Below are 23894 nucleotides of genomic sequence, written 5' to 3'. Positions count from 1 at the left end.
CATTAGTTCGGTGTTTGGTCTGGGACACCTTTCTGATGCTTCTTCAACCGATAGGCGAATTGCGCCCGGCTCAGCCCCAGCGAGCGTGCGGCCGCCGCCAGGTTACCGCTGCTCAGTTGCAGGGCTTCGTTGATCAGCCGCGATTCCAGCCCGTCAATGGAGAAGTCCGCGTCCAGTTGGCTGAGTGACTGGAGCAGCGCCGGTTTTTCTGCCACGTCGTTGCCGACCAGGCCCATGGTCGAGAGGCCGCCGAGGTGGTCCACGGAGTACGCATCCACCGGCAATTGCTCATTGCGAAACAGGTGGACCAGATCGATCGCCTGGCCCTCTTCGCTGGCGATCAGGCCGCGTTCGATGAGGTTCTGCAATTCCCGCACGTTGCCCGGAAAGTCATAGCGCAACAGCACCTTCAAGGCACGCATGGTCAGCCCCATCGGCGTGCGGCCGTATTCCTGGCAGAAGCGCTTGAGGAAGGCATTGATCAGCAACGGTATGTCGTCGCGACGCTCGCGCAGGGGCGGCAGGGCGATGGGGTAGACGTTGAGCCGGTAGAACAGGTCTTCACGGAACGCGCCGTCCGCCACGGCCTTGCGCAGGTCGATGTTGGTGGCCGCCACGACTCGCACATCGACCTTGATGCCATGGCCGCCGCCAACCCGTTCGATCTCCCGCTCCTGCAAGGCGCGCAGCAGCTTGCTTTGCCCGGCCAGGCTCAGGCAGGTGATCTCGTCCAGGAACAACGTACCGCCGTGGGCGCGTTCGAAACGCCCGGGGCGTGAATGGGTGGCGCCGGTGTAGGCACCGCGCTCGACGCCGAACAGTTCGGCCTCGATCAGGTTGTCGGGGATGGCCGCGCAGTTGAGGGCGATGAACGGACCGTCACGGCGGCGACTCAGTTGGTGCAACTGGCGGGCGAACATCTCCTTGCCGACGCCGGATTCGCCGCTGACCAGCACGGTGGCGGGGGTCAAGGCCACCCGTTGCAAGGCCTGGGTCGCGGCGTTGAAGGCGGCGCTGGCACCGATCAGCGGCTGTTCGCTGTCCGGCAGCGGGGCGGTTCCGGCGACGTTGTCGGACTGAGTATCGGCGCGTGGAACGACCGTCGTCGGTGACGCATTGAGGTAATTCAGGTCCTGCTCGATGTCACCCCATTGCTCGGCGGTCTTGCCGACGACTCGGCAGCGTTCATGGCCCATGCCCCGGCATTCCACTTCGCGAAAGACCACCAGTTGGCCAAACAGCCCGCTGACGAAGCCGATGGCGTAGCCCAGTTCGGTCCAGCACACCGGGTCCTGCCCGGTGCCATAGGCGGCGACATGCTCATCGGCCTCGCAGGAGTGATGCCAGAGAAATTCCCCTTCATAGAATCCCGAGTCGGCGTCGAACTTGAAATGCAGCGGCTCGACCTTGGTCATGCCTTCGAGGGTATGCAGGTGCGTGCCGGCGCGAAACACCGCCGCGGCATCGGCGTGGGGCCAGCGTTCACGAATCAGCCGGGCGTCGCGGGCGCCGGAGGAATAGCCGGTGCGGGTGAGCATGCCGCGGGCCTGCTCCAGCCCCTGGCGCTCGATGATTTCCCGGCGCAACGCACCGAAGGAGGAGCTGTGCAGCAGCAACATGCGCTGGTCGTTGAGCCAGATACGGCCATCGTCGGGGGAGAAAAACAGGCACGCGGTGAGCTCTGCCGTGGTGGGCGAACTGCTGTCGCTCAGCTCTTTGCTGTCGCCCCGTGGATGGAAATGTTCGGTGGCGATCCGGTCCGGCAACTGGCAGTGGGGATTATTCATTGTTATGCCCCTGATGGCGCAGTGATCGAAATGATCACCTGGCGAGATAGTTATTAAGCATAACTTTATCAAATGAACAAGCGACAGCTGGCCAACGGCCAGGTCGGCGGCGGCTCCCGACCCGTCGTGTCCGGCGAAGAACCCCGGGCCAGAGCCCTGCGCCAGGTTTATCAAGGCCTGCGGGCAAAACCGGCACAGCGCTTGCTCAAGCACTTGCACGGCGTTTGCGTCGACACCGTCCAGGTGCGGCAAACGATGACAACAACAAAGAGCCGGGAGTGTTAAATGTCTGCATCCAAGAGCCACCTGTTGTCTCAGGTGATCGAGTCGGAATGTGTCTTCAACGGTGACTGGGTGCCTGCCTCGGGCCCGCTGCAAACGATAATCGAACCGGCCACCGGTGAGCGGTTGATGCGCTGTGCCACGGCCGACACCGCCGACATCGCCAAGGCCAGTCGCGACGCAGCCCTCGCTCAGCCGGCATGGGCGGCCCTGGGCCCGCGGCAACGGGCGGCGATCTTCCGCAAGGCCGCCGACGTGGCCGAGCAGTCCTTCGACGAACTGGCGTTGTACGTGGCCCGGGAGACCGGCGCTGCTCTGTTCAAGGGGCAGCACGAGGTACGCGAAGCCATCGTGCTGTTGCACCAGGCCGCCGGCCTGCTGTCCCAGGCCCATGGGGTGGTCTTGCCCAGCGAGGCGGGGCGCCTGTCCTATGCGCGGCGCCAGCCCCACGGCGTGGTCGGGGTAATTTCACCCTTCAACTTTCCCTTGGTGCTGTCCATGCGCTCTGTCGCGCCGGCCCTGGCGGCGGGCAACGCGGTGGTGCTCAAGCCGGATCCGCAGACGCCGGTGAGCGGCGGTTTCCTCATCGCCTGCTTGTTCGAGGCAGCAGGCCTGCCCAAGGGCTTGCTGCAAGTGTTGCCTGGCGCGGCGGATGCCGGTGAGGCGCTGTGCCGCGACCCTAACGTGCGCATGATCGCCTTCACCGGTTCCACCGGCGCCGGGCGCAAGGTGGCTGAAGTGGCCGGGCGCAACCTGAAGAAAGTCGCCCTGGAGTTGGGTGGCAAGAACCCCCTGATCGTTCTCGAAGACGCCGACCTCGACCTCGCGGCCCGGAACGCGGCCTGGGGCGCCTGGCTGCACCAAGGGCAGATTTGCATGGCCACCGGCTTGATCCTCGCCCATGAATCCATCGCCGCCGAGCTGACCCGCAAACTGGTGGAAAAGGCCCAGGCGATGACGACTGGCAACGCTGCCCGGGAAGAAGCCGCGATGGGGCCGCTGATCAATCAGCGGCAGTTGCAACGGGTCCACGACATCGTCAGCGACACCGTGCTTGCCGGGGCTCGGCTGGAAGCGGGCGGCGACCACGATCGGCTGTTCTACGAGGCCACTGTGCTCAGCGGCGTGAAGCCGGGCATGCGTGCTTTCGACGAAGAGATCTTCGGGCCCGTGGCCACGGTGGTCAGCTTCGCCACCGACGACGAAGCCATCGAGTTGGCCAATCGCACCGAGTACGGCTTGGCCGCAGCGATCATTTCACCGTCAGTGGGCCGGGCCATGGCCATCGGTGAGCGGTTGCAGTGCGGCATGTTGCACATCAATGACCAGACCGTTGCCGATGAGTGCGTCAACCCGTTCGGCGGACGTGGCGCCTCGGGCAATGGCGGCAGTGTCGGCGGCCCGGCGGACTGGGACGAATACACCCAATGGCAGTGGGTCACGATCAAGGACACGGCGCCGGTCTACCCGTTCTGACCGGCCGGTTTTACCGGGCTCGATGAGCTGGGCCCGGCGGGTACACAACAATAAGAAGAGGAGTCAACATGAAACTCGACAACAAGATTGTGCTGGTGACGGGGGTCTCGTCGGGTATCGGTGCTGCCACGGCGAGCTTGCTGCGTGCCCACGGCGCCCAGGTGATTGGCGTGGACCTCAAGGCGCCGCACATGACCCTGGACGGCTTTGTACAGGGTGATTTGAGCAGCGCCGAGAACATCGACCGTTTGCTGCCACAGCTGCCCGCACGGCTCGACAGCCTGTGCAACATTGCCGGTGTGCCGGGCACCGCCAATCCGCGACTGCTGGCGCGGGTCAACTACCTTGGGCTGCGCCACCTGAGCCGTGCGCTGCTGCCGCGTATCAGCGCTGGCGGCAGCATCGTCAATATCGCCTCGATCCTTGGCGCCGAATGGCCGCTGCGTCTGGAACAGCACAAGGCGCTGGCGCGCATCGAGGATTTTGCCGCCGCGCAAGCTTGGCTGGCCGACCACCCGGTGCCGGACCAGACCTGCTACCAGTACTTCAAGGAAGCCTTGATCGTCTGGAACTACCTGCAGGCCCAGCCCTGGTTCCTTGAGCATTCGGTGCGCATGAACAGTGTCGCCCCAGGCCCGGTGTTCACGCCCATCCTCGACGACTTCGTGAGCATGCTCGGCGAGGCGCGGACCCAGGCCGATGCCCACCGTATGAAACGTCCCGCCTACGCCGATGAGGTGGCGGCGGTGATCGCTTTCCTGTGTGCCGACGAGTCGCGCTGGATCAACGGCGTGAACCTGCCGGTCGATGGGGGATTGGCCTCCACCTACATCTGAACTGCGCACCTGTGGAAAGCGGCGCAAGCCGCGACCTGAGCGTGTTGGCTGCCAAAGCCATGCCCAAAAATAACAATAATGAGAAGCGTCCATGGATAACGTCAAAGAGAGCTTTCGTTTCAAGCATTGCGCGCTGTTCCTGGCGTTATGCAGCACCGGTGTGATGGTCGATCGGGTCGAAGCCATGCAAATGGACCTGGGTGACTCCGACTGGAAACTGCGCTGGGACAACACCATCAAGTACAGCCAGGCCTGGCGCCTGCAAGGGCAGGACAGCCGCTTGACCAACGCGCCGACCGCCAACGGCCTGTATCCCTCGATCCAGAGCCAGGGTGACAAGAACTTCAGTCGCGGCCTGGTCTCCAACCGCCTGGACCTGTTCTCCGAAATGGACCTCAGCCGGCAAAACTATGGCCTGCGGGTGAGCGGCGCGGCCTGGTACGACGATATCTACAACCAGGACACCGACAGCAGCGAGCAACCGCATTTTCTCAGCGAAACCCGCGAGCTCCACGGTCGCGACGCGGAAATTCTCGATGCCTTTGTGTTCGTGCGCGGTGATTTGGGTGAGGACTCCCAGGGCGTGGCGCGCCTGGGCCGCCACAGCCTGATCTACGGCGAAAGCCTGTTCTACGGTGGCAACGGCATCGCCAATGCCCAGGGGCCGACCGACGTCGTCAAGTTGCTCAGCGTGCCGGGTACGCAGTTCAAGGAAATCCTGCGCCCGGTCAATCAGATCTCCGGGCAGTTGCAGATCAACCCGCAATTGTCCGTGGGCGCTTACTATCAGTTCGAGTGGGAGCGTTCCAACCTGCCCGGCGCCGGCAGCTACCTGAGCGACGTCGATGCCATCGGTTACGGCAGCGGTCCGCTGCGCGAAGTCTTTGGCAATGACACGGTGAATGGCGGCGACCTGAAACCGCGTAATTCAGGGCAGGGCGGCATGCAGATCCGCTTCAAGCCGAGCGGCACCGAGCTGGAGCTGGGTTTCTACGCGGCCCAGTATCACGATAAAGCGCCGATCGGGTTGTATGCCTACCTGGACGGTCCGGCGGCAGCGGCCAGCGGGTTGCCGATCCTGGGTTCCTATCGTCAGGTCTACGCCGAAGACATCAAGACGGCCGGCGTCAGTTTCTCCACCGCCTATGGCCCGTTCAACTTTGCCGGTGAAACGTCGTTGCGCTGGAACGCGCCGTTGGTGAGCAACCTGCAAGTGGTGGCCCCCGGCGTGGAGGCCGATGGTGGCGACAATGAGTTGTTCGCCAGGGGCAAGACCGCCCACGCCAACCTGTCGGCGATTTACCTGTTATCGCCCAATGCGTTCTGGGACGGCGGCTCGGCCTTGGCCGAACTGGCTTGGAACCGCACCCTGAGCGTGACCAAGAACCCGGCCGCCCTGGATTCCAACACCACCCGCGATGCCACGGCACTGCGCGTGCTGCTGGAGCCCGCGTACTTCCAGATCATCGACGGGATCGACCTGACGGTGCCGATCGGCATGGGAATCGTGCTCGATGGGCGCTCATCGGCCGTCAACAAATCCGGCTTCGGCAACACCCATTCCGGTGACTGGAGTGTCGGGCTCAAAGCCACCTACCTGCAACGCTGGGACGTCGGCCTCAATTACGTGAACTTCTTCGGCGCCCCGAAAGCCGGGCTGCGCGAGGACGGCAATTTCAGTTACGGACAGTCGCTGGCCGACCGCGACTTCGTCTCGCTCTACGTGAAAACCTCATTCTAATAAGGTGGATTCGCCATGCAGAACACAGCTTTCCTGAACACCTGCGTCCTGACCCTGGCCCTCGCCGGCATGGGGCTGGCGCAGGCAGCGGTGTCGCCCGAACAGGCCGCCCGTTTGAAAACCGATCTGACCCCCCTGGGCGGCGAGCGTGCCGGCAACGCCGATGGCAGCATCCCGGCATGGCAGGGCGGTTACACCCAGGTCACGCCTGGCTACAAATCGGGCGACAAGCGCGCCGATCCGTTCGCCAGCGAGAAACCGCTGTATTCGATCAAGGCCGCGAACATGGAGCAGTACGCCGGCGAATTGGCCGAAGGCACCAAGTTGCTGTTAAAAAAATACCCGGACTACCGCCTGGACGTGTACCCGACCCATCGCTCGGCTGCCGCGCCGCAATGGGTCTATGACAACACCAGCAAGAACGCCACCCGCGCCACGCTGGACGTGGACAGTGAGAAGGTCTCCAGTGCGTACGGCGGCATCCCGTTCCCGATCCCGGAAAACGGTGCGCAGGTGCTGTGGAACTATCGGTTGTCCTGGCAGGGCGGTGACACCATCAGCTCGCCATTCGATACCTGGCTGATGACCGCCGGAGGCAAGAAAGTCCAGGCGACCCGGGCCCAATACACCTACCAGTTTCCCTATTACGTCGAAGGCGGCAGCCTGGAAAACTATTCGGGCAAGTACCTGCTGGGCAAGCTGTTCACCGAGTTGCCGTCGTCCAAGGCCGGCGAAGGCCTGATGACCCATTGGGACCTGGACCCGGCCAATCGGGCGGCCTGGCAGTACCTGGTCGGTCAGCGCCGGGTTCGTCGGGCGCCGAACATTGCCTATGACACGCCGGACTTCGTGACCTCCGGCGTCGGCTTGTTCGACGAAGCATTCATGCTGTTCGGGCCGACCGATCGTTATGACCTCAAGCTGGTGGGCAAGAAAGAGCTGATCGTCGCCTACAACAATAACCGCGCCGCGCTGGCCAAGAGCGACGACCTGGTCAAGGCGAACTTCCTCAACCCCGATCTGGTGCGTTGGGAGAAGCATCGGGTCTGGGTGGTCGAGGCCACGCTCAAATCCGGCAAGCGCCATGTCGTGCCACGTCGCACTTACTACGTCGATGAGGACTCCTGGCAGATCCTGATGGCCGACGGTTATGACGCCCAGGGCAAGCTCGGCCGGCAGATGTATTCGCTGACGTTGCTGGCACCGGACCTGCCGGCCCTGACCGCCCAGGTCATGTGGGGCAGCTACAACCTCGACACGGGGGCCTACTTCCTCAACTCATCAAGCAACGACCTGACGGTTCAGTACCAGAAAGTCGCGAAGCCTTCGGCGTCCTATTTCACCCCGGATGCCATGGCCAACGAAAACATGCGTTGAACCGGTGGCGGCCGTGGCGAGGAGGGGGTTCGTCGCGGTCGCTTACGATTTTCCAGGCGGAATAACGATATGAACGTTGAAAAAATCTTTGCGCGCCGCGGTCCGTTATGGGGAGCTTGCGCCTTGCTCGGATGCCTGCTGGCGAGCGTGCCCTGGGTCGCACAGGCCACGACCCTGGCGGTGCTGCAGCAACCGGCACTGCCGACGGCCAAGGCCCCGCGCGCGGTCTTGCTCGGGCTGGGCCGGGCCGGCGAACGCCTGGTGGCGGTGGGCGAGCGCGGGATCGTGCTGCTTTCCGATGACGCAGGCGTGACGTGGCGCCAGGCCAAGGTGCCGGTCAGCGTCAGCCTGACGGCAGTGCAGTTCGTCGATGCCGAGCAGGGCTGGGCGGTCGGTCATCTGGGCGTGGTGCTGCACACCCAGGACGGCGGCGAAACCTGGCAAAAGCAACTCGACGGCGAGCGTGCCATCGCCCTGGCGGTGCAAGTCGCTGAGCGCGATGCCAACCAACCTGGTGGTGCCAGCCACTTGGCGCAGGCACGGCACATGCTCGATGACGGGCCGGACAAGCCGTTTCTTGACCTGTACTTCAGCGACCGTCTGCACGGCTACGTCGTGGGTGCCTACAACCAGATCTACCGCACCGACGATGGCGGCCGAAGCTGGCAACCGTGGATGCAGCATGTGGACAATCCCCAGGGCTTGAACCTGTATGGCATCCGCGCCTTGGGCAAGGATTTGCTGCTGGTGGGGGAGCGCGGCCTGTTGTTGCGTTCGACCGATGCCGGGCAGTCATTCCAGGCCTTGAAGTCGCCTTATGAAGGCAGCTTTTTCGGCCTGCTCGGCACCCGCGATGGGGCCCTGATTGTCTATGGCTTGCGCGGCAACGCCTGGTGGTCCGATGACCGTGGCGGCAGTTGGCGACGTCTGGAAACCGGCATCGAGTCAACCTTGGCAAGCGCCCTCGAACTGCGCGACGGCGGCCTGCTGTTGGCCAGCCAGAGTGGCGAGCTTCTCTTCAGTCATGACCAGGGACGCAGCTTCGACAAACGTCAGAGTCGCAGTGGCGGGACCGTCGCTGCCGTGCAACAGGCGGTCGATGGCAGCCTGGCCAGCGTCGGCTTGAGCGGCGTGGCCGCTGACCAGGATCCGCGCGCCTCGGGTAAACCTTGAAACTTCACGGTGTAGCGCTATCGGGCCACGGCTCGTGCAACAGGAGTCAAACTTGAAAGACGACAGAACCCAAACCGTGATCGGCCGCCAGGAAGACTTCGACCGGGCGTCGGGCAACTTCGCCGAGCGGGCGATCTTCAACCATCGTCCGCTGGTGATCCTGCTGTGCCTGCTGGTGACCTTGGTGCTTGGTTGGCAAGCCACCCGCATCGGCATCAATGCCAGCTACGAGAAGACCATTCCCACCGGGCATCCCTATGTCGCCAATTTCCTCGAGAACCGCAGCGAGTTGAGCGGCCTGGGCAACTCGCTGCGCATTGCCGTGGAGGTCAAGCAGGGGAGTATTTTCACCAAGGATTACCTCGACACCCTGGCCAAGCTCAACGACGAGCTTTATCTGTTGCCGGGTGTCGACCGTCCCTACATGAAGTCGCTATGGACCCCGACCACGCGCTGGACTGCCGTGACCGAAGAAGGTCTGGACGGCGGCACGGTGATCCCCGACGACTACGACGGCTCGGCCGCCAGCATCGAGCAGGTGCGGACCAACGTGGGCCGCTCAGGGGAAGTCGGTCAATTGGTCGCGGGCAACTTCAAGTCCAGCGTGATCTTCGTGCCGTTGCTGGAAATCAATCCGCAGACGGGCAAGGCGCTGGATTACGGCGAATTCTCCCGGCAACTGGAGGCGCTGCGGGATAAGTATCAGACCGACGATCTGAGGATTCACATCACCGGCTTTACCAAAATCGTCGGCGACCTGATCGAAGGGATGACCCAAGTCCTGCTGTTCTTCGTGGTGGCGGTCCTGGTGACGGTGCTGGTGCTGTTCGGCTACACCCGTTGCGCGCGCAGCACCCTGGTGGTGGTGACGTGTTCACTGGCCGCGGTGCTTTGGCAACTGGGGCTGCTTGCCTTGCTCGGTTATGAGCTGGACCCGTACTCGGCACTGGTGCCGTTCCTGGTCTTCGCCATCGGCATGAGCCATGGCGCGCAGAAGATGAACGGCATCATGCAGGACATCGGCCGTGGCACTCACCGCGTGGTCGCCGCGCGTTATACCTTCCGCCGGTTGTTCGCTGCCGGCATCACCGCGTTGCTCTGTGATGCGGTCGGTTTTGCGGTGTTGCTGCTGATCAACATCCGAGTGATCCAGGACCTGGCGATCACCGCCAGCCTCGGCGTGGCGGTGCTGATTTTCACCAACCTGATTCTGCTGCCGATCCTGCTCAGCTACATCGGCGTCAGCCCGGCAGCGGCGCAACGCAGCCTGAGTTCGGAAACCCATGAGCAACAGGCGCAGATCAAGCATCCGCTGTGGCGCGTGCTCGATCTGTTCACCCAACGGCGCTGGGCCATTGGCGCCATGCTGGTTGGCTTGCTGTTGGCCGCGTTTGGTTTTGCCGTGAGCCTGCACCTGAAAATCGGCGACCTGGACCCCGGCGCTCCGGAGCTGCGGGCCGACTCGCGCTACAACCGCGATGCGCTGTTCATGACGCAAAACTACGCGGCCAGCTCGGACATCTTCGTGGTCATGATCAAGACGCCGGAGGATCAGTGCACCCGTTACGCCAGCCTGTCCGCGGTGGACGCGCTGGCCTGGCAACTGGAGCAATTGCCCGGTGTGGAGTCGACCACCTCGATGGCGGCACTGAGCAAGATCGCCACGGCCGGTTATAACGAAGGCAACTTCAAATGGTATGAACTGATCCCCAACGACGGCGCGCTGGGGGCCGTGCAAACCCGTGCACCGCGGGAGTTGTTCAACCAGGGGTGTTCGATGCTGTCGTTGTACGTCTACCTGGCCGATCACAAGGCTGACACCTTGAACCGGGTGGTGGAGGCCAGTGAGCAATTCATTGCCGGGCATCAGATGCCGGAGGTCAAGTTCATGCTGGCGGCCGGCAGCGCGGGGATCGAAGCGGCGACCAATATCGTGGTGAAGAAGTCCATGCGCGAGATGCTGTTCTGGGTCTACGGTGCGGTCAGCCTGCTGTGTTTGCTGACCTTCCGCAGCTGGCGGGCGACCCTGTGCGCGATGCTGCCGCTGATGCTCACCTCGATCCTGTGTGAGGCGCTGATGGTGGGGCTGGGCATGGGGGTGAAAGTCGCGACACTGCCGGTCATTGCCTTGGGCGTGGGCATTGGCGTCGATTATGCGCTCTATGTGTTGAGCGTGATCCTGGCGCGGATGCGTGCTGGCGACACCTTGGCCCAGGCGTATTACCAGGCGCTGCTGTTTACCGGCAAGGTGGTGTTGCTGACAGGCATGACATTGGCGGTGGCGGTGTCGACCTGGGCGTTTTCACCGATCAAGTTTCAGGCTGACATGGGGGTGTTGCTGGCCTTTATGTTCCTGGTGAACATGCTTGGGGCCTTGATTCTGCTGCCGGCCTTGGCTTGGTTGCTGTTGCCGCAGAGGGTGTTTGTAAAAAAGCCTGTGCTTAGTCGGCGGGAGCGGTGGGTGAGAGGCTGACGGTTTTTTTGGAAGGGTTGTGGGAGCGAGCTTGCTCGCGAAGAGGCCGGCACAGCCAACATCTTCATTGACTGAGCCACCGCTATCGCGAGCAAGCTCCCTCCCACACTGGATTTTCAGCAGGCACAAAAATTCAGGTGCACCGAGCCCCCTGTGGGAGCGAGCCTGCTCGCGAAGAGGCCGGCACAGCCAACATCTTCATTGACCGAGCCACCGCCATCGCGAGCAAGCTTTGCTTCCACAGATCTGATATCTGATGGGGGACGACCCGCCGTCACGGCGAAACCATAAGCGGCCGTTACCGCAGCAACGGATATTCACACCAAGTCAAACAACCGATTTCGCCGCACCCAACCCCGGTCCAGCCGAATAACGAACCACACTAAGAACAGCCAACGTCGCAACCACCAACCCAGGCGAAGTCGCCAGCAATACAGCCGTGGTCCCGCCCCCGGCCGCCAGGATCTGCCCAGCGGCGAGAGGCCCGGCAACCGACCCCAGGCGCCCGATGGCCACCGCGGCACCCACCCCCGTCGCACGCACCGCCGTAGGATAGGAGGGCGGTGCCAACGCATAGAGAACCAACTGCGCAGCCATGACAAACAACCCGGCGGCAAACCCGGCGATGGCCATTGGCACGATACCAACGGACAACCCGACCCCGGCCAGGGCGCTCAGCAGACCAGCATAGACAAACAGTACCACCTTGACCCCATTGCAACGGTCCAGCAACAGGCCGCCCAGCAACGAGCCAAGGGCTCCGCCAATGTTGAAGAGCATCTGCACCAGGCCGGCCTGGGGTTTGCTGAAGCCCTGTTCCAGCAACAACGAAGGCAGCCAGTTGAGCAACATGTACATCACCGTCAGGGTGAAGAAGTAGCTCAGCCACAGCGCCAAGGTAGTACGACCGCGACCTTCACCGAACAGCGCCTGGGCGGTGGAACCGCGCGAGGAGCCGCTGTCACCCTGTGCCTGGCGAAAGGCGCTGGATTCTGGAAGCCACAGGAGCATCAACGGGACCACCAGCAAGGGTGCCAAACCACCGATAAAAAACGTCATCTGCCAGTGCTCGCCAAACAGCATGGCGACCACGGCGGCCAACGCACCACCCAACGGCACCCCCGCGTACATCACGCTGATGGCCGTGCCCCGGCGCTGCTCGCCCACGGCTTCGGCACACAGGGCAATGAGGTTGGGCAGGGCGGCCCCAAGACCCAGGCCGGTCATGAAGCGCACCAGCAACAGGCTGGAGAAATGTTCGACATAAGCGGTGCTGAGGGAAAACACGCCGAACAGCAAGACTGCGGCGATGAGGATTTTCTTGCGACCGATGCGATCAGCGATCCAGCCACCGAAGAAAGCTCCCGGCAACAACCCGATGATGCCGGCGCTGAACACCCAGCCCATCATTTTCGGGTCGAGGGCAAACGTCTGTCGCAACCCTGCGGCGGCGGTGCCGGCTGACTGCAGGTCGAAACCCTCGATCAACGCAACGATGAAACACAAGGCGATGGTCAGCGTCGCACGACGCGCCGGACGGTCCATGGCAAATCCTCTTATTGTTTTTGTGAGGGAACACCGGCTCGAAGGAAAACCGGTGGGTGCATTTAAGATTAACAAAGCTAACTAAAAAATGAAGGGTGCGGACAGGACGTCAACAATCGACCAGTTCATGATGTAAATCAGAGGTTTGGCCAGAATCCTCAAACGAATTAGTAAATTAGTTAATTATATTAATGTTCGATTATCGGTCATTCTGGATTGACGAAGCGCCCGTACCGTTTCCATTCTTTGTCCGCGCGGCCCCCATCGCCAAGGTTGGGCCGATCAAAACAAAAACAATAAATGGACACCAAACATGCCAAACCTTGTCCGGGATGCGCTGAAGGCGCGCCCTGTTTCATCCCTTGTCCCTCTGCTGGCCTGTCTCGGATTGAGCCTGGGTTCTCCGGTCTCGTGGGCGGAAGGCGTCATCGACGACAGCCACGGCACCCTGACCTTGCGCAACTACTACATGGACCGCGACTACAAGGACGACGGCGCCAAGACCGCAGCCAGGGAATGGGCCCAAGGCGTGTTCATGAACGTCGAGTCGGGATTTACCCCAGGCACCGTCGGGTTCGGCCTCGACGTGAGGGGATTGCTGGGCATCAAGCTCGACTCGTCGCCGGACCGAAGCGGTACGGAACTGCTGCCTGTGTCGAGCAGCGACAAGCGCGCGGCGGATGAGTATTCGCGCCTGGGCGTGACCGGCAAGCTGCGTTTCGCGCAAACCACAGTGAAGACCGGCGACGTGTCGATTTTCCTGCCGTTTGCCTTCGCCAGCCCGTCGCGGCTGTTGCCTCAGACCTTTCGCGGTACGACCCTCAGCTCCAAGGATTTCGACGGTTTGGTGTTGAACACGGGTTACATCGACCGCATCGCCCGGCGCGATTCCACCGATTACCAGCCCATGAGCATCGCCTCGCCCAATCGTCGTTTCAACGGTGCGGCGACTTCATCCCATATGGCCTATGTGGGCGGCGACTACCAGGTCAACAAAGACCTCAGCCTGCGGGCCTACCACGCCGAAGTCGCGGATCTGTACCAACAGAATACCCTGGCATTGCTGCACAACCTGCCATTGGGCGACGGTGTGCTAACCACCGACCTGCGCAGCTTTTTCAGTGATGAAGACGGCGCGGCCAAGGCGGGCAAGGTGGATAACCGCAACGTTTCGGCGCTGGTCGGTTATCGCCTGGGAGGGCATCGCGTCAGCCTGGGCTACATGCACGCCAGTGGCGATACGGCCACGCCGTATGTGTCCGGCACCGAGCTGATGGGCTTGAGCGAAATGACCATGAGCTCGGATTTCCTCAATGCCAAGGAACGCACCTGGCAGGCCATTCATGACTACGATTTCGCTGCCGTGGGCGTGCCGGGCCTGAGGAGCCGATTGCGTTATGTGCGTGGTGACCACATCGAGCTGGCGGCCCTCAATGCCGAGGATCGCAAGGAGCGCGAGTTCCAGATGGAGCTGGGGTATGTGGTCCAGAGCGGCCCACTGAAAAACGTCGGGCTGCTGGCGCGCAAATCGATCTACCGCAACGACTTCCCGGGTACGGCGGCGTTTCGCGATGAAAACCAGACCCGGTTCCTGGTGACGTACAGCGTGCCGATCTGGTGATGCATTGGGGTGCGACGCAGTGCTCTCGTGGCGAGGGAGCTTGCTCCCGCTGGGTTGCGCAGCGACCCAAAAATCGTCGACTCGGTCAGCCTGACGCACCGCATTGGATAGCCTGGGGGCTGCTGCGCAGCCCAGCGGGAGCAAGCTCCCTCGCCACAGGGGGGAGCGGTGTTCCTTACTGATAAACCTTCTTCAACAACCGCAGCAACTCCTCACGCTCAGCCGCTGAGAGGGTCGTGGTGGAATCAAGGTCGCTCTGGGCAGCGATGTGCTTGAGTTCCTTGAGCAGGGTTTCGCCGGTCTTGCTCAGGAAAATCCCATACGAGCGCTTGTCCGGTTTGCAGCGTACACGCACGGCCAGGGCGCGGCTTTCCAGTTTGTTCAGCAGCGGCACCACCTGGGGTGGTTCGATCGCCAGGGCCTTGGCCAGGTCGGCCTGCATCAGGCCGGGATTCTGGTCGATGATCGCCAGGGCCGAGAACTGGGCGGGGCGCAGGTCGTGGACGGCGAGCCGGCCGATCAGGTTCTGGAACAGTTTCAACTGGGCGCGACGCAGGGCATAGCCGATCAGGTCGTCCAACGCGGAGTCCAGCGGTGCCTGCGCGTCGGTACCGGCGACCAGGGGCTCGGCGGGTTCGGCAAGCTTGGAAGACTTGGCCATCGAAGTGAGCTTCCTCAAAGTAAGTGATTAATAAGGCTATCCAGTTTGCCGAGGTTGCGGCGCGCTGGCTATGGGCTTGGGTACATTCAGTTTTTTAAATCTTCAACCCAGCCTCTGAAAAATACAGGTAAATCGATTAATAGTTAATTGACATAACTAATTTTCCGGTTTAGTTTTTGATCATCTTCAGCCAAGAACAAGAGAGCCCGCATCATGAGCAATTACGAAGGTCGCTGGAAAACGGTCAAGGTCGATATCGAAGAGGGCATCGCTTGGGTCACCCTCAACCGCCCGGAAAAACGCAACGCCATGAGCCCGACCCTCAATCGCGAGATGATCGACGTGCTCGAGACCCTGGAGCAGGATCCAGCCGCCGGCGTATTGGTGCTGACTGGCGCCGGTGATGCGTGGACTGCCGGCATGGACCTCAAGGAATACTTCCGCGAAGTGGATGCCGGGCCGGAAATCCTCCAGGAAAAGATCCGTCGCGAAGCGTCGCAGTGGCAGTGGAAACTGTTGCGCATGTACGCCAAGCCGACCATCGCCATGGTCAATGGCTGGTGCTTCGGTGGTGGTTTCAGCCCGTTGGTGGCGTGCGACCTGGCGATCTGCGCCGACGAAGCGACCTTCGGTCTCTCGGAAATCAACTGGGGCATCCCGCCGGGCAACCTGGTCAGCAAGGCCATGGCCGATACCGTGGGCCATCGCCAATCGCTCTACTACATCATGACCGGCAAGACCTTCGGCGGGCAGAAAGCCGCCGAGATGGGCTTGGTCAATGAAAGCGTGCCCCTGGCGCAGCTGCGCGAAGTCACCGTGGAACTGGCGCGCAACCTGCTGGAGAAAAACCCGGTGGTGCTGCGGGCCGCCAAACATGGCTTCAAGCGCTGCCGCGAACTGACCTGGGAGCAGAACGAGGATTACCTGTACGCCAAGCTCGACCAGTCGCGCCTGCTCGACACCGAGGGTGGCCGCGAGCAGGGCATGAAACAGTTCCTGGACGACAAGAGCATCAAGCCGGGCCTGCAAACCTATAAGCGCTGAATCGACCGGCGAACGGTGGGCCGCATCCCGCTGTTCGCTGCGTCGCCCTGACGCTACTGTTACATCGCTGCAATGTGTTCCCGATAAAGACAATTAAAGAGGAATCACCATGCTGGACGTGCCCCTGTTGATTGGCGGCCAGTCGTGCCCGGCCCGCGATGGCCGGACCTTTGAACGCTGCAACCCGGTGACGGGTGAGGTGGTGTCTCGCGTGGCTGCCGCCACCCTGGAAGACGCCGATGCCGCCGTGGCCGCCGCCCAAGCGGCGTTTCCCGCCTGGGCCGCGCTGGCGCCCAACGAGCGCCGTACACGTTTGTTGCGTGCGGCCGAGCAATTGCAGGCCCGCAGTGGCGAGTTTATCGCCGCCGCCGGCGAGACCGGCGCCATGGCCAACTGGTACGGCTTCAATGTGCACCTGGCGGCGAACATGCTGCGCGAAGCCGCGTCCATGACGACCCAGATCAACGGCGAAATCATTCCTTCGGACGTGCCCGGCAGTTTCGCCATGGCCCTGCGTCAGCCTTGTGGCGTGGTGCTGGGCATCGCCCCCTGGAACGCCCCGGTGATTCTTGCGACCCGCGCCATCGCCATGCCCCTGGCCTGCGGTAACACCGTGGTACTCAAGGCTTCCGAGATCAGCCCGGCGGTGCACCGCTTGATTGGCCAGGTGCTCCAAGACGCCGGGCTGGGCGACGGCGTGGTCAACGTGATCTGCAATGCACCGGCGGATGCGCCAGCCATTGTCGAACGGTTGATCGCCAACCCGGCGGTGCGCCGAGTGAACTTCACCGGCTCGACCCACGTCGGGCGCATCGTCGGCGAACTGTCGGCGCGCCATCTCAAGCCGGCGTTGCTGGAGCTCGGCGGCAAGGCGCCGCTGTTGGTGCTGGACGACGCTGACCTGGATGCAGCGGTGCAAGCGGCCGCCTTCGGGGCCTACTTCAACCAGGGCCAGATCTGCATGTCCACCGAGCGATTGATCGTCGATGCCCGCGTGGCGGATGCGTTCGTCGCCAAGTTGACCGCCAAGATCGCCACCTTGCGTGCCGGCGATCCGGCGGCTGGCGATTCGGTGCTGGGCTCGTTGGTCGATGCCAGTGCCGGCCAGCGCATCAAGGGGCTGATCGACGATGCCTTGGCCAAAGGCGCGACGCTGGTCAGCGGTGGCCAGTTGGAAGGCAGCATCCTGCAGCCGACCTTGCTCGACGGCGTCACCGCACACATGCGCCTGTACCGTGAAGAGTCCTTCGGGCCGGTGGCGGTGCTGCTGCGCGGCGACGGCGATGAAGAACTGCTGCGCCTGGCCAACGATTCCGAGTTTGGCCTGTCGGCCGCCATCTTCAGTCGCGACACCAGCCGTGCGCTGGCCTTGGCCCAGCGGGTCGAGTCGGGCATTTGCCACATCAACGGCCCGACCGTGCACGACGAGGCGCAAATGCCTTTTGGTGGGGTCAAGTCCAGCGGTTACGGCAGCTTTGGCGGCAAGGCGTCCATCGAGCATTTCACCCAATTGCGTTGGGTGACCTTGCAGAGCGGTCCGCGGCATTACCCGATCTGAAACCCGTCGCATCGTGGGCGGCCCGGCCATGAAGGCCGCCGCCCGGATGCAGGCCAGAATAATAATGACAAGGCCGCAGCCCTGTGCTGCCACGCTCCGCTCGCATCGCGACCCGAGTGTGCCTTGGTGGAGGAAATGTACGTGAGTTCCGAGTCCAGATCGTCCTCCCGACCCGAGGCCGGGCGTTATCGCCAGGTGTCGATTGGTCACCCTGCCGTCGAAGTCCGGGAAGAGCGTGGCATCTTGCACATGCGTTCCCTGGAGCCCCTGGCCCCCTTGCCGGCGCGTTTGCTCGAGCGCCTGGTGCACTGGGCCGAGGTGCGCCCACAGCAGACATTTATCGCGGCCCGTGAAGCGGGTGGCGACTGGCGTCGAGTCAGCTATGCGCAGATGCTCGACAGCGTCCGGGCCATCGCCCAAAGCCTGCTGAGTTACGGATTGTCGGCGGAAAAACCCCTGGCGTTGCTCTCCGGCAACGACATCGAGCACCTGCAAATGGCCCTCGGCGCAATGTACGCCGGCATTCCCTATTGCCCGGTTTCACCGGCCTATTCATTGCTGTCCCAGGATTTCGCCAAGCTGCGCCACGTCTGCGATCTGTTGCAGCCGGGTCTGGTGTTTGTCAGCGAAGCCGCACCGTTCGAGCGGGCGATCAATGCCGTATTGCCAGCGGACGTCCCCTTGATCACCGTGCGTGGCGAGATGGCGGGCCGGCCTGGGACCCGTTTTGCCAGCCTGCTGGCCCAACCCGGCGGCATTGAAGCCGAGCAGGCGTTCGCCGCCACCGGGCCGGACAGCATTGCCAAGTTCCTGTTTACCTCGGGCTCCACCAAGCTGCCCAAGGCGGTGATCACCACCCAACGCATGCTGTGCGCCAATCAGCAGATGCTGCTGCAGACCTTTCCAGTGTTCGGCGAGACGCCGCCGGTGCTGGTGGACTGGCTGCCGTGGAACCACACATTCGGTGGCAGCCACAACCTCGGCATTGTGCTGTACAACGGCGGCACGTTCTACCTGGACGACGGTAAACCCACCGCCCAGGGCTTTGCCGAGACCCTGCGCAACCTCAAGGAAATTTCGCCGACGGCCTACCTGACCGTGCCCAAGGGCTGGGAGGAATTGGTCAGCGCCCTGGAGCAGGACGGTGAATTGCGCGAGCGTTTCTTCAAGCGTATCAGCCTGTTCTTCTTTGCCGCGGCGGGCCTGTCGCAAACGACCTGGGACCGGCTCGACAAGGTCGCCGAGCAGCATTGCGGCGAACGTATCCGCATGATGGCCGGCCTGGGCATGACCGAGGCGTCGCCGTCCTGCACCTTCACCACCGGGCCCTTGTCCATGGCCGGCTACATTGGCCTACCGGCGCCTGGTTGCGAAGTCCGGCTGGTGCCGGTGGACGGCAAGTTCGAAGGGCGCTTTCGCGGGCCGCACATCATGCCTGGCTACTGGCGCTCGCCGCAGCAGACCGCTGACGTGTTCGACGAGGACGGTTTTTATTGTTCCGGGGATGCGATCAAGCTGGCCGATGCCAGCAATCCGCAGCTGGGGCTGATGTTCGATGGACGGATCGCCGAGGATTTCAAATTGTCCTCCGGGGTGTTCGTCAGCGTCGGCCCGTTGCGCAACCGAGCGGTGCTGGAAGGCACGCCCTATGTCCAGGACCTGGTGATCACCGCACCGGATCGCGAGTGCCTGGGCGCACTGGTGTTTCCACGCCTTGCGGAATGCCGACGCCTGTCAGGCCTGGGGGCGGTGGCTAGCGATGCCCAGGTACTTGCCAGCCCGCCGGTACGCCGATGGTTCGCCGACTGGCTGCAGCGCCTGAACCGCGAAGCCAGTGGCAACGCCAGTCGCGTGGAATGGATTGCCTTGCTTGATGAGCCGGCCTCCATCGACCGCGGTGAAATCACCGACAAGGGCTCGATCAACCAGCGGGCGGTGTTGCAGTGGTGGGCGGAGAAGGTGGAGGCGTTGTATCGCGGGGAGGATGCGTCGATCCTGCGGGCGGGGCCTGTGGCTTAACGCAAGAACTGCATACCCCCTGTGGGAGCGAGCTTGCTCGCGATAGCGGCGGCCCAGCAGCATTGATGTTGCCTGGCACACCGCCATCGCGAGCAAGCTCGCTCCCACAGTTGTTAACCCCTTACAACTCCTGCAGAGGATGTGGTTTAACGCCGCCCCAACAGCAAGCCCACCACCAGCCCGAACCCAGCGGAAATCGCCACGGTCTGCCAGGGGTGGCCGCCAATGTAGACCTCGGTGGCATCGACCATCGGACGGGTGCGCTCCCGGGCGCTGGCGACCGAATCGAGGGCCTGTTGCAGTTTCTGGGAGACCTGGCCGCGCAGGTTTTCGGCTTCTTCGCCCACCAGCGAGGCACTGCTTTTGAGCAGCTTCTCCGATTCTTCAATCAATGCCTTCAGTTCGCTGAAGGCCTGATCCTTGATTTGCTCTCCGTTCGTTTGCACGGTGCCTTTACGGGCCATGGAAATGCTCCTTGTGGATGATGGCATTGAACAATGGAGTGTTGCGCTTGCACAAAAGTTGCAGCGCGCGGCCCTGGCAGGGCATTCCATCGCAAATCGTGGTTAAGACGTTTCCCTGCAAGGTGTAAGATGGCGCCTATTTACGCAACAGGTAATTCCCATGAGCTTCAATCTGGCTGACAAGCCCCTGGCCGAGCGCGCCGCGCTGGAAGACGAAAAATCCCGACTCTTTGAACTGTGGCAAAACAATTTGGGCAAGGCCAAGGGCGATGCCGCCCGCCTGTTCGGCGAGCGCTCCAAGCGCAAGGGCAAGTGGGCCGAGTGGGTGCGTGCCGAACTGGACGGCATGTCGCCGCCGGAATACGCCAACATGGTGCGCAGTGAAGTCAATCGCCTGATGGCCGCCAACAAGTAAGCCTCAGGCGAACGTCGCGGTAATGGCCTCGCGCACCTTGACCACCGCCGGGTCCATCTGAGTGTGCGTCCGCCAGCCCAGTTCGATGGGGTAGCGGGGCAAGGCCAGGGGGCAGGGCAGCAAGGCCAGGCCGCTGAGGTCGGCGATGGCCCGGGCGGCGTGGGCCGGAATCGTTGCCACGGCCTGGCTGCCCTTGAGCAGGAACGGCAACCCGGCAAAATGCGTGGTCGAGGCACAGACGCGCCGACTCAGGCCAAGCCCGGCCAGCCCTTCGTCGGTGATGCCGATGAAGCCCCCCGAAGACACCAGCAGATGCTCACGGGCCACGAACGCCTCCAGGCTGAGGGTTTGTTGGCCTTGGGCCAGGCTCGCCGCGTCCAGGAGGCAGGCGTAGTCGCCTTCGCCCAACACCTGGCGGCTGAGCAACCGTTGGGCGAAACCGCCCGCCGTGATCGCCAGGTCAAAGTCGCGCTCCATCAAGGCCCGGCCGACGATCTGGCTGTGGGTCTGGCGGAAAATCAAGCGCAGGCCCGGCGCGCGGCGGGCCACTTCCTCGATCAGGCGGCGTCCATGGGCAATCTCGAAATCGTCCGACAGGCCGACGATGACCGACCGACCGACGTAATGACTGGCGTCCGGGTCGATCATCGCCAGGCTCTGGCGACATTTGTCCAGGGCTTCGCTGATCACCGGTTTCAATTGATTGGCCCGCAACGTCGGCGCCAACCCCCGTCCCGTACGCACGAACAATTGATCGCCATACACATCGCGAAGCCTGCGCAATGCGGCGCTGATGGCCGATTGCGTCACGCCCAGGCGCACGGCGGCGCGGCTGGCGCTGGATTCGTCATGCAGAGCTTCGAAGGTCTTGAGCAGGTTGAGGTCGATGTCGGCGATATTCATGAGGCTCATATCATTTAGCAGCATTCGGGGCTTTATTCATGATCGGTCGCTGCTTGAGAATCAGCAACACCTGATGATCAAGGAGTTGAAAAACCATGCCCAAATCCATTGTGGCTGCCCTGCAGATCGGTTCGTTGCCGGGTGGCAAGGGCGAGACCCTGGCGCAGATCCTTTCCTATGAAGACGCCATTCGCCAAGCCGGTGCACGCCTGGTGGTCATGCCTGAAGCGCTGTTGGGTGGCTATCCCAAGGGCGAGGGGTTCGGGACGCAACTGGGTTACCGATTGCCGGAGGGGCGCGAGGCGTTTGCCCGCTACTTTGCCAACGCCATTGACGTGCCCGGCGTGGAAACCGAAGCGCTGGCCGGGCTGTCGGCGCGCACCGGGGCGAGCCTGGTGCTGGGCGTCATCGAGCGTGTCGGTAGCACCCTGTACTGCACCGCGCTGTATTTCGAACCCGATGCAGGCCTTGTGGCCCGGCACCGCAAGTTGATGCCCACCGGCACCGAGCGACTGATCTGGGGCAAGGGCGATGGTTCGACCTTGCCGGTAATCGACAGCCAGGTCGGCCGGGTTGGCGCGGCGGTGTGCTGGGAGAACATGATGCCGCTGCTGCGCACCGCGATGTACGCCAAGGGCGTGGAAGTCTGGTGCGCACCGACCGTTGATGAGCGGGAGATGTGGCAGGTGACCATGCGCCATATCGCTCACGAAGGGCGCTGTTTTGTGGTCAGCGCCTGTCAGGTCCAGGCGTCGCCGCAGTCCCTGGGCATTGACGTCGCGCATTGGCCGGCCGAGCGGCCGCTGATCGCCGGTGGCAGTGTGATAGTCGGGCCCATGGGGGATGTACTCGCCGGACCGCTGAAAGACACCGCAGGGTTATTGACCGCCGAAATCGACACCGATGATCTGGTGCGGGCGCGCTATGACTATGATGTGGTCGGGCACTACGCCAGGCCGGACGTGTTCGAACTGGTGGTGGACGAACGCGCCAAGCCCGGCGTGCGCTTCACGGCGTGATTCACCACGTCGCCGCGGAGCCTGGCAGCTCGAGGGTCCCGCGGTCGACGAAGCGCATCGTGCCGAACACGCCGCCGGCGAGCTTGCCCTTGAGTACATAGGGCAGGTTGTCCAGGCTTTGGGTCTGGCTCAGGCCCAAGGTCTGGCGCAGCACGGAAAACGCCGAAATGCTCACCGGCACACTCAGGATCGCTTCGGAAAAGCGCGGGATCGAACCGGCCTGGTCACTGACCCCTGTCGCCAGCGTACGACCATTGACCTCCAGGTCCAAGGCCATGCCGTTGTAGTCGATGGCGGTTTCGTTGGGGTTCTGCACACGCAGTTTCACCGCAAAACGCACTTCCAAGCCCTGGTTGGGCAATGGCTCGATGCCCACCACGTTGATGTTCAGCGGGTCACGGTGCGGGAAGAGGGCGCAGGCGCTCAGGCTGAGCATGATCAGGAAAACGGAAAGGCCGAGGATTCTGCGCATGGATAGACTCTCAATGAATGAAAAAACTCGGAAGCGATTGAGCACGATACCCTGGCGAGAGCGCTTTTGTGGCGAGGGAGCTTGCTCCCGCTCGGTTGCGCAGCAACCGCAACAGCTTGGGCCGCTGCGCAGCCCAGCGGGAGCAAGCTCCCTCGCCACAAAAGCTCACACACCACAAAGACTCATTCCACAGATTCATACCACACTGACTCATCCGTCAAAGGGCTCCTGACAGTTTCTGACACCAGCCTCTGCTAATCTGCGTCATCTTTTCTTTGCGGACAGTCCATCGTGTCGCGTACCACTCGGCTGCTCACTTTGTTGCAAGTCCTGCGAGGCAAGCGTTGCCCAGTCACCGCCGCGACATTGGCGGGTGAACTGAACGTCTCCGAGCGCACCTTGTACCGCGACATTGCCGAACTCACGGCCCTTGGCGCGCCGATCCAGGGCGAAGCGGGCATTGGTTATGTATTGCGCAGCGGCCTGTTCCTGCCGCCACTGATGTTCACCGCCGATGAAATCGAGGCCATTGTGCTGGGCTTGCGCTACGTGGATCAGCGCGCCGACGAGGTGCTGGGCAAGGCGGCCGCCGATGCCCTGGCGAAGGTCGCCGCGGTGCTTGCCCCGGATGTGCGGGACGCGTTGCGCAACCCCACGGTGCTGCCTGGCCCGCCGGGTTATGGCTATCCGCAGAATACTGTGGAACTGAATGTCTACCGCCAGGCCATTCGCGCCCAGGCCAAGCTGCACATCGACTACGCCGACGTGAACAAGACCCCGAGCCAACGGCTGATCTGGCCGCTGGCCCTGGGCTTTTTCAATGAGGCGCGGGTGGTGGTGGCCTGGTGCGAATTGCGCGGCGCCTATCGGACTTTTCGCACCGATCGGATTGCCTCGGCCACCGAGCAGGGCGAGCGCTATCCAGGCCGGCGCAGCGATTTGCTGCGGGACTGGTTTGCGCTGATGAAGCTGGACGAAACCGGGCGTTTCACTCCTGACAAAAACTGACACAGCGCTGTTCTAGCATG

Annotated in this window: 20 protein-coding genes; 14 read left to right on the top strand and 6 right to left on the bottom strand. The window is 62.8% G+C overall.

Annotation, left to right across the window (positions count from 1 at the left end; genetic code table 11):
* Positions 1–2 precede the first annotated feature (2 nt).
* Positions 3–1787 (bottom strand): sigma 54-interacting transcriptional regulator, encoded by a 1785-nt coding sequence (locus tag ACIPQ1_RS07820; protein WP_446533890.1) that lies wholly within the window; start codon positions 1785–1787, stop codon positions 3–5.
* A gap of 72 nt (positions 1788–1859) precedes the next feature.
* On the opposite strand from ACIPQ1_RS07820, the gene ACIPQ1_RS07815 reads away from it, so the two are divergent.
* The 7 genes from ACIPQ1_RS07815 (at position 1860) to ACIPQ1_RS07785 (ending at position 11145) form a co-directional block, all read left to right on the top strand.
* Positions 1860–2072 (top strand): hypothetical protein, encoded by a 213-nt coding sequence (locus ACIPQ1_RS07815; RefSeq protein WP_446533889.1) that lies wholly within the window; start codon positions 1860–1862, stop codon positions 2070–2072.
* Positions 2073–3545, top strand: a complete 1473-nt coding sequence (locus ACIPQ1_RS07810; protein WP_250962015.1) for a benzaldehyde dehydrogenase — start codon at positions 2073–2075, stop codon at positions 3543–3545.
* Positions 3546–3613: 68 nt separating this feature from the next.
* Positions 3614–4381 (top strand): coniferyl-alcohol dehydrogenase, encoded by a 768-nt coding sequence (locus ACIPQ1_RS07805; RefSeq protein ID WP_186729843.1) that lies wholly within the window; start codon positions 3614–3616, stop codon positions 4379–4381.
* A gap of 91 nt (positions 4382–4472) precedes the next feature.
* On the top strand, positions 4473–6122 hold the full coding sequence (locus ACIPQ1_RS07800; RefSeq protein WP_446533888.1) for a DUF1302 domain-containing protein: 1650 nt from the start codon (positions 4473–4475) through the stop codon (positions 6120–6122).
* A 15-nt stretch (positions 6123–6137) separates the two neighbouring features.
* Positions 6138–7499, top strand: coding sequence for a DUF1329 domain-containing protein (locus ACIPQ1_RS07795; protein ID WP_250962013.1), 1362 nt, complete (start codon positions 6138–6140; stop codon positions 7497–7499).
* A 69-nt stretch (positions 7500–7568) separates the two neighbouring features.
* Complete coding sequence (locus ACIPQ1_RS07790; RefSeq protein WP_411384795.1) at positions 7569–8672, top strand: WD40/YVTN/BNR-like repeat-containing protein; 1104 nt, start codon at positions 7569–7571, stop codon at positions 8670–8672.
* A gap of 52 nt (positions 8673–8724) precedes the next feature.
* Complete coding sequence (locus tag ACIPQ1_RS07785) at positions 8725–11145, top strand: efflux RND transporter permease subunit (protein WP_446533887.1); 2421 nt, start codon at positions 8725–8727, stop codon at positions 11143–11145.
* Between the two features lie 327 nt (positions 11146–11472).
* On the opposite strand, the gene mhpT is transcribed toward ACIPQ1_RS07785, so the two are convergent.
* Positions 11473–12690 (bottom strand): 3-(3-hydroxy-phenyl)propionate transporter MhpT, encoded by a 1218-nt coding sequence (mhpT, locus tag ACIPQ1_RS07780; RefSeq protein ID WP_446533886.1) that lies wholly within the window; start codon positions 12688–12690, stop codon positions 11473–11475.
* 313 nt (positions 12691–13003) lie between these two features.
* Between mhpT and ACIPQ1_RS07775 the strand changes: the two genes are divergently transcribed.
* Positions 13004–14311 carry an OprD family porin gene (locus ACIPQ1_RS07775; RefSeq protein WP_446533885.1) on the top strand — a complete coding sequence of 436 codons (1308 nt, stop codon included), beginning with the start codon at positions 13004–13006 and terminating at the stop codon, positions 14309–14311.
* A gap of 175 nt (positions 14312–14486) precedes the next feature.
* Here ACIPQ1_RS07775 and ACIPQ1_RS07770 read toward each other — a convergent pair whose 3' ends face one another.
* The gene (locus ACIPQ1_RS07770; protein WP_411384791.1) at positions 14487–14972 is read right to left on the bottom strand and encodes a MarR family winged helix-turn-helix transcriptional regulator; all 486 of its coding nucleotides are present in this window, start codon (positions 14970–14972) and stop codon (positions 14487–14489) included.
* 213 nt (positions 14973–15185) lie between these two features.
* Here ACIPQ1_RS07770 and ACIPQ1_RS07765 point away from each other — a divergent pair, with 213 nt between their 5' ends.
* The 3 genes from ACIPQ1_RS07765 (at position 15186) to ACIPQ1_RS07755 (ending at position 19593) form a co-directional block, all read left to right on the top strand.
* Positions 15186–16016 carry a p-hydroxycinnamoyl CoA hydratase/lyase gene (locus ACIPQ1_RS07765; protein ID WP_003202420.1) on the top strand — a complete coding sequence of 277 codons (831 nt, stop codon included), beginning with the start codon at positions 15186–15188 and terminating at the stop codon, positions 16014–16016.
* Positions 16017–16125: 109 nt separating this feature from the next.
* Positions 16126–17574 (top strand): aldehyde dehydrogenase, encoded by a 1449-nt coding sequence (locus ACIPQ1_RS07760; RefSeq protein WP_411384790.1) that lies wholly within the window; start codon positions 16126–16128, stop codon positions 17572–17574.
* A gap of 141 nt (positions 17575–17715) precedes the next feature.
* Complete coding sequence (locus ACIPQ1_RS07755; RefSeq protein ID WP_446533884.1) at positions 17716–19593, top strand: feruloyl-CoA synthase; 1878 nt, start codon at positions 17716–17718, stop codon at positions 19591–19593.
* A 146-nt stretch (positions 19594–19739) separates the two neighbouring features.
* Here the strand turns inward: ACIPQ1_RS07755 and ACIPQ1_RS07750 are convergent, their stop codons facing one another.
* Complete coding sequence (locus ACIPQ1_RS07750; RefSeq protein ID WP_186707644.1) at positions 19740–20057, bottom strand: DUF883 family protein; 318 nt, start codon at positions 20055–20057, stop codon at positions 19740–19742.
* A gap of 160 nt (positions 20058–20217) precedes the next feature.
* On the opposite strand from ACIPQ1_RS07750, the gene ACIPQ1_RS07745 reads away from it, so the two are divergent.
* Positions 20218–20472 carry a hypothetical protein gene (locus tag ACIPQ1_RS07745; RefSeq protein WP_003181187.1) on the top strand — a complete coding sequence of 85 codons (255 nt, stop codon included), beginning with the start codon at positions 20218–20220 and terminating at the stop codon, positions 20470–20472.
* Between the two features lie 3 nt (positions 20473–20475).
* Here the strand turns inward: ACIPQ1_RS07745 and ACIPQ1_RS07740 are convergent, their stop codons facing one another.
* Complete coding sequence (locus ACIPQ1_RS07740) at positions 20476–21375, bottom strand: LysR substrate-binding domain-containing protein (RefSeq protein ID WP_446533883.1); 900 nt, start codon at positions 21373–21375, stop codon at positions 20476–20478.
* 95 nt (positions 21376–21470) lie between these two features.
* On the opposite strand from ACIPQ1_RS07740, the gene ACIPQ1_RS07735 reads away from it, so the two are divergent.
* Positions 21471–22394 carry a carbon-nitrogen hydrolase family protein gene (locus ACIPQ1_RS07735; protein WP_186707645.1) on the top strand — a complete coding sequence of 308 codons (924 nt, stop codon included), beginning with the start codon at positions 21471–21473 and terminating at the stop codon, positions 22392–22394.
* A gap of 1 nt (position 22395) precedes the next feature.
* Here ACIPQ1_RS07735 and ACIPQ1_RS07730 read toward each other — a convergent pair whose 3' ends face one another.
* Positions 22396–22866 (bottom strand): LEA type 2 family protein, encoded by a 471-nt coding sequence (locus ACIPQ1_RS07730; protein ID WP_250963548.1) that lies wholly within the window; start codon positions 22864–22866, stop codon positions 22396–22398.
* A gap of 291 nt (positions 22867–23157) precedes the next feature.
* Between ACIPQ1_RS07730 and ACIPQ1_RS07725 the strand changes: the two genes are divergently transcribed.
* On the top strand, positions 23158–23874 hold the full coding sequence (locus ACIPQ1_RS07725; RefSeq protein ID WP_060742566.1) for a helix-turn-helix transcriptional regulator: 717 nt from the start codon (positions 23158–23160) through the stop codon (positions 23872–23874).
* Positions 23875–23894 lie beyond the last annotated feature (20 nt).

It is taken from the genome of Pseudomonas sp. LARHCG127 (genome assembly GCF_052871455.1).
Note: the sequence above shows the minus strand (reverse complement) of the source record. Positions and strands in the feature narration are given on the sequence as shown.

Coding starts and splice junctions, on each gene's coding strand:
- ACIPQ1_RS07820 (WP_446533890.1), bottom strand. CDS start 1,787: ATGAATAATCCCCACTGCCAGTTGCCGGACCGGATCGCCACCGAACAT.
- ACIPQ1_RS07815 (WP_446533889.1), top strand. CDS start 1,860: ATGAACAAGCGACAGCTGGCCAACGGCCAGGTCGGCGGCGGCTCCCGA.
- ACIPQ1_RS07810 (WP_250962015.1), top strand. CDS start 2,073: ATGTCTGCATCCAAGAGCCACCTGTTGTCTCAGGTGATCGAGTCGGAA.
- ACIPQ1_RS07805 (WP_186729843.1), top strand. CDS start 3,614: ATGAAACTCGACAACAAGATTGTGCTGGTGACGGGGGTCTCGTCGGGT.
- ACIPQ1_RS07800 (WP_446533888.1), top strand. CDS start 4,473: ATGGATAACGTCAAAGAGAGCTTTCGTTTCAAGCATTGCGCGCTGTTC.
- ACIPQ1_RS07795 (WP_250962013.1), top strand. CDS start 6,138: ATGCAGAACACAGCTTTCCTGAACACCTGCGTCCTGACCCTGGCCCTC.
- ACIPQ1_RS07790 (WP_411384795.1), top strand. CDS start 7,569: ATGAACGTTGAAAAAATCTTTGCGCGCCGCGGTCCGTTATGGGGAGCT.
- mhpT (WP_446533886.1), bottom strand. CDS start 12,690: ATGGACCGTCCGGCGCGTCGTGCGACGCTGACCATCGCCTTGTGTTTC.
- ACIPQ1_RS07775 (WP_446533885.1), top strand. CDS start 13,004: ATGCCAAACCTTGTCCGGGATGCGCTGAAGGCGCGCCCTGTTTCATCC.
- ACIPQ1_RS07770 (WP_411384791.1), bottom strand. CDS start 14,972: ATGGCCAAGTCTTCCAAGCTTGCCGAACCCGCCGAGCCCCTGGTCGCC.
- ACIPQ1_RS07765 (WP_003202420.1), top strand. CDS start 15,186: ATGAGCAATTACGAAGGTCGCTGGAAAACGGTCAAGGTCGATATCGAA.
- ACIPQ1_RS07760 (WP_411384790.1), top strand. CDS start 16,126: ATGCTGGACGTGCCCCTGTTGATTGGCGGCCAGTCGTGCCCGGCCCGC.
- ACIPQ1_RS07750 (WP_186707644.1), bottom strand. CDS start 20,057: ATGGCCCGTAAAGGCACCGTGCAAACGAACGGAGAGCAAATCAAGGAT.
- ACIPQ1_RS07745 (WP_003181187.1), top strand. CDS start 20,218: ATGAGCTTCAATCTGGCTGACAAGCCCCTGGCCGAGCGCGCCGCGCTG.
- ACIPQ1_RS07740 (WP_446533883.1), bottom strand. CDS start 21,375: ATGAATATCGCCGACATCGACCTCAACCTGCTCAAGACCTTCGAAGCT.
- ACIPQ1_RS07735 (WP_186707645.1), top strand. CDS start 21,471: ATGCCCAAATCCATTGTGGCTGCCCTGCAGATCGGTTCGTTGCCGGGT.
- ACIPQ1_RS07730 (WP_250963548.1), bottom strand. CDS start 22,866: ATGCGCAGAATCCTCGGCCTTTCCGTTTTCCTGATCATGCTCAGCCTG.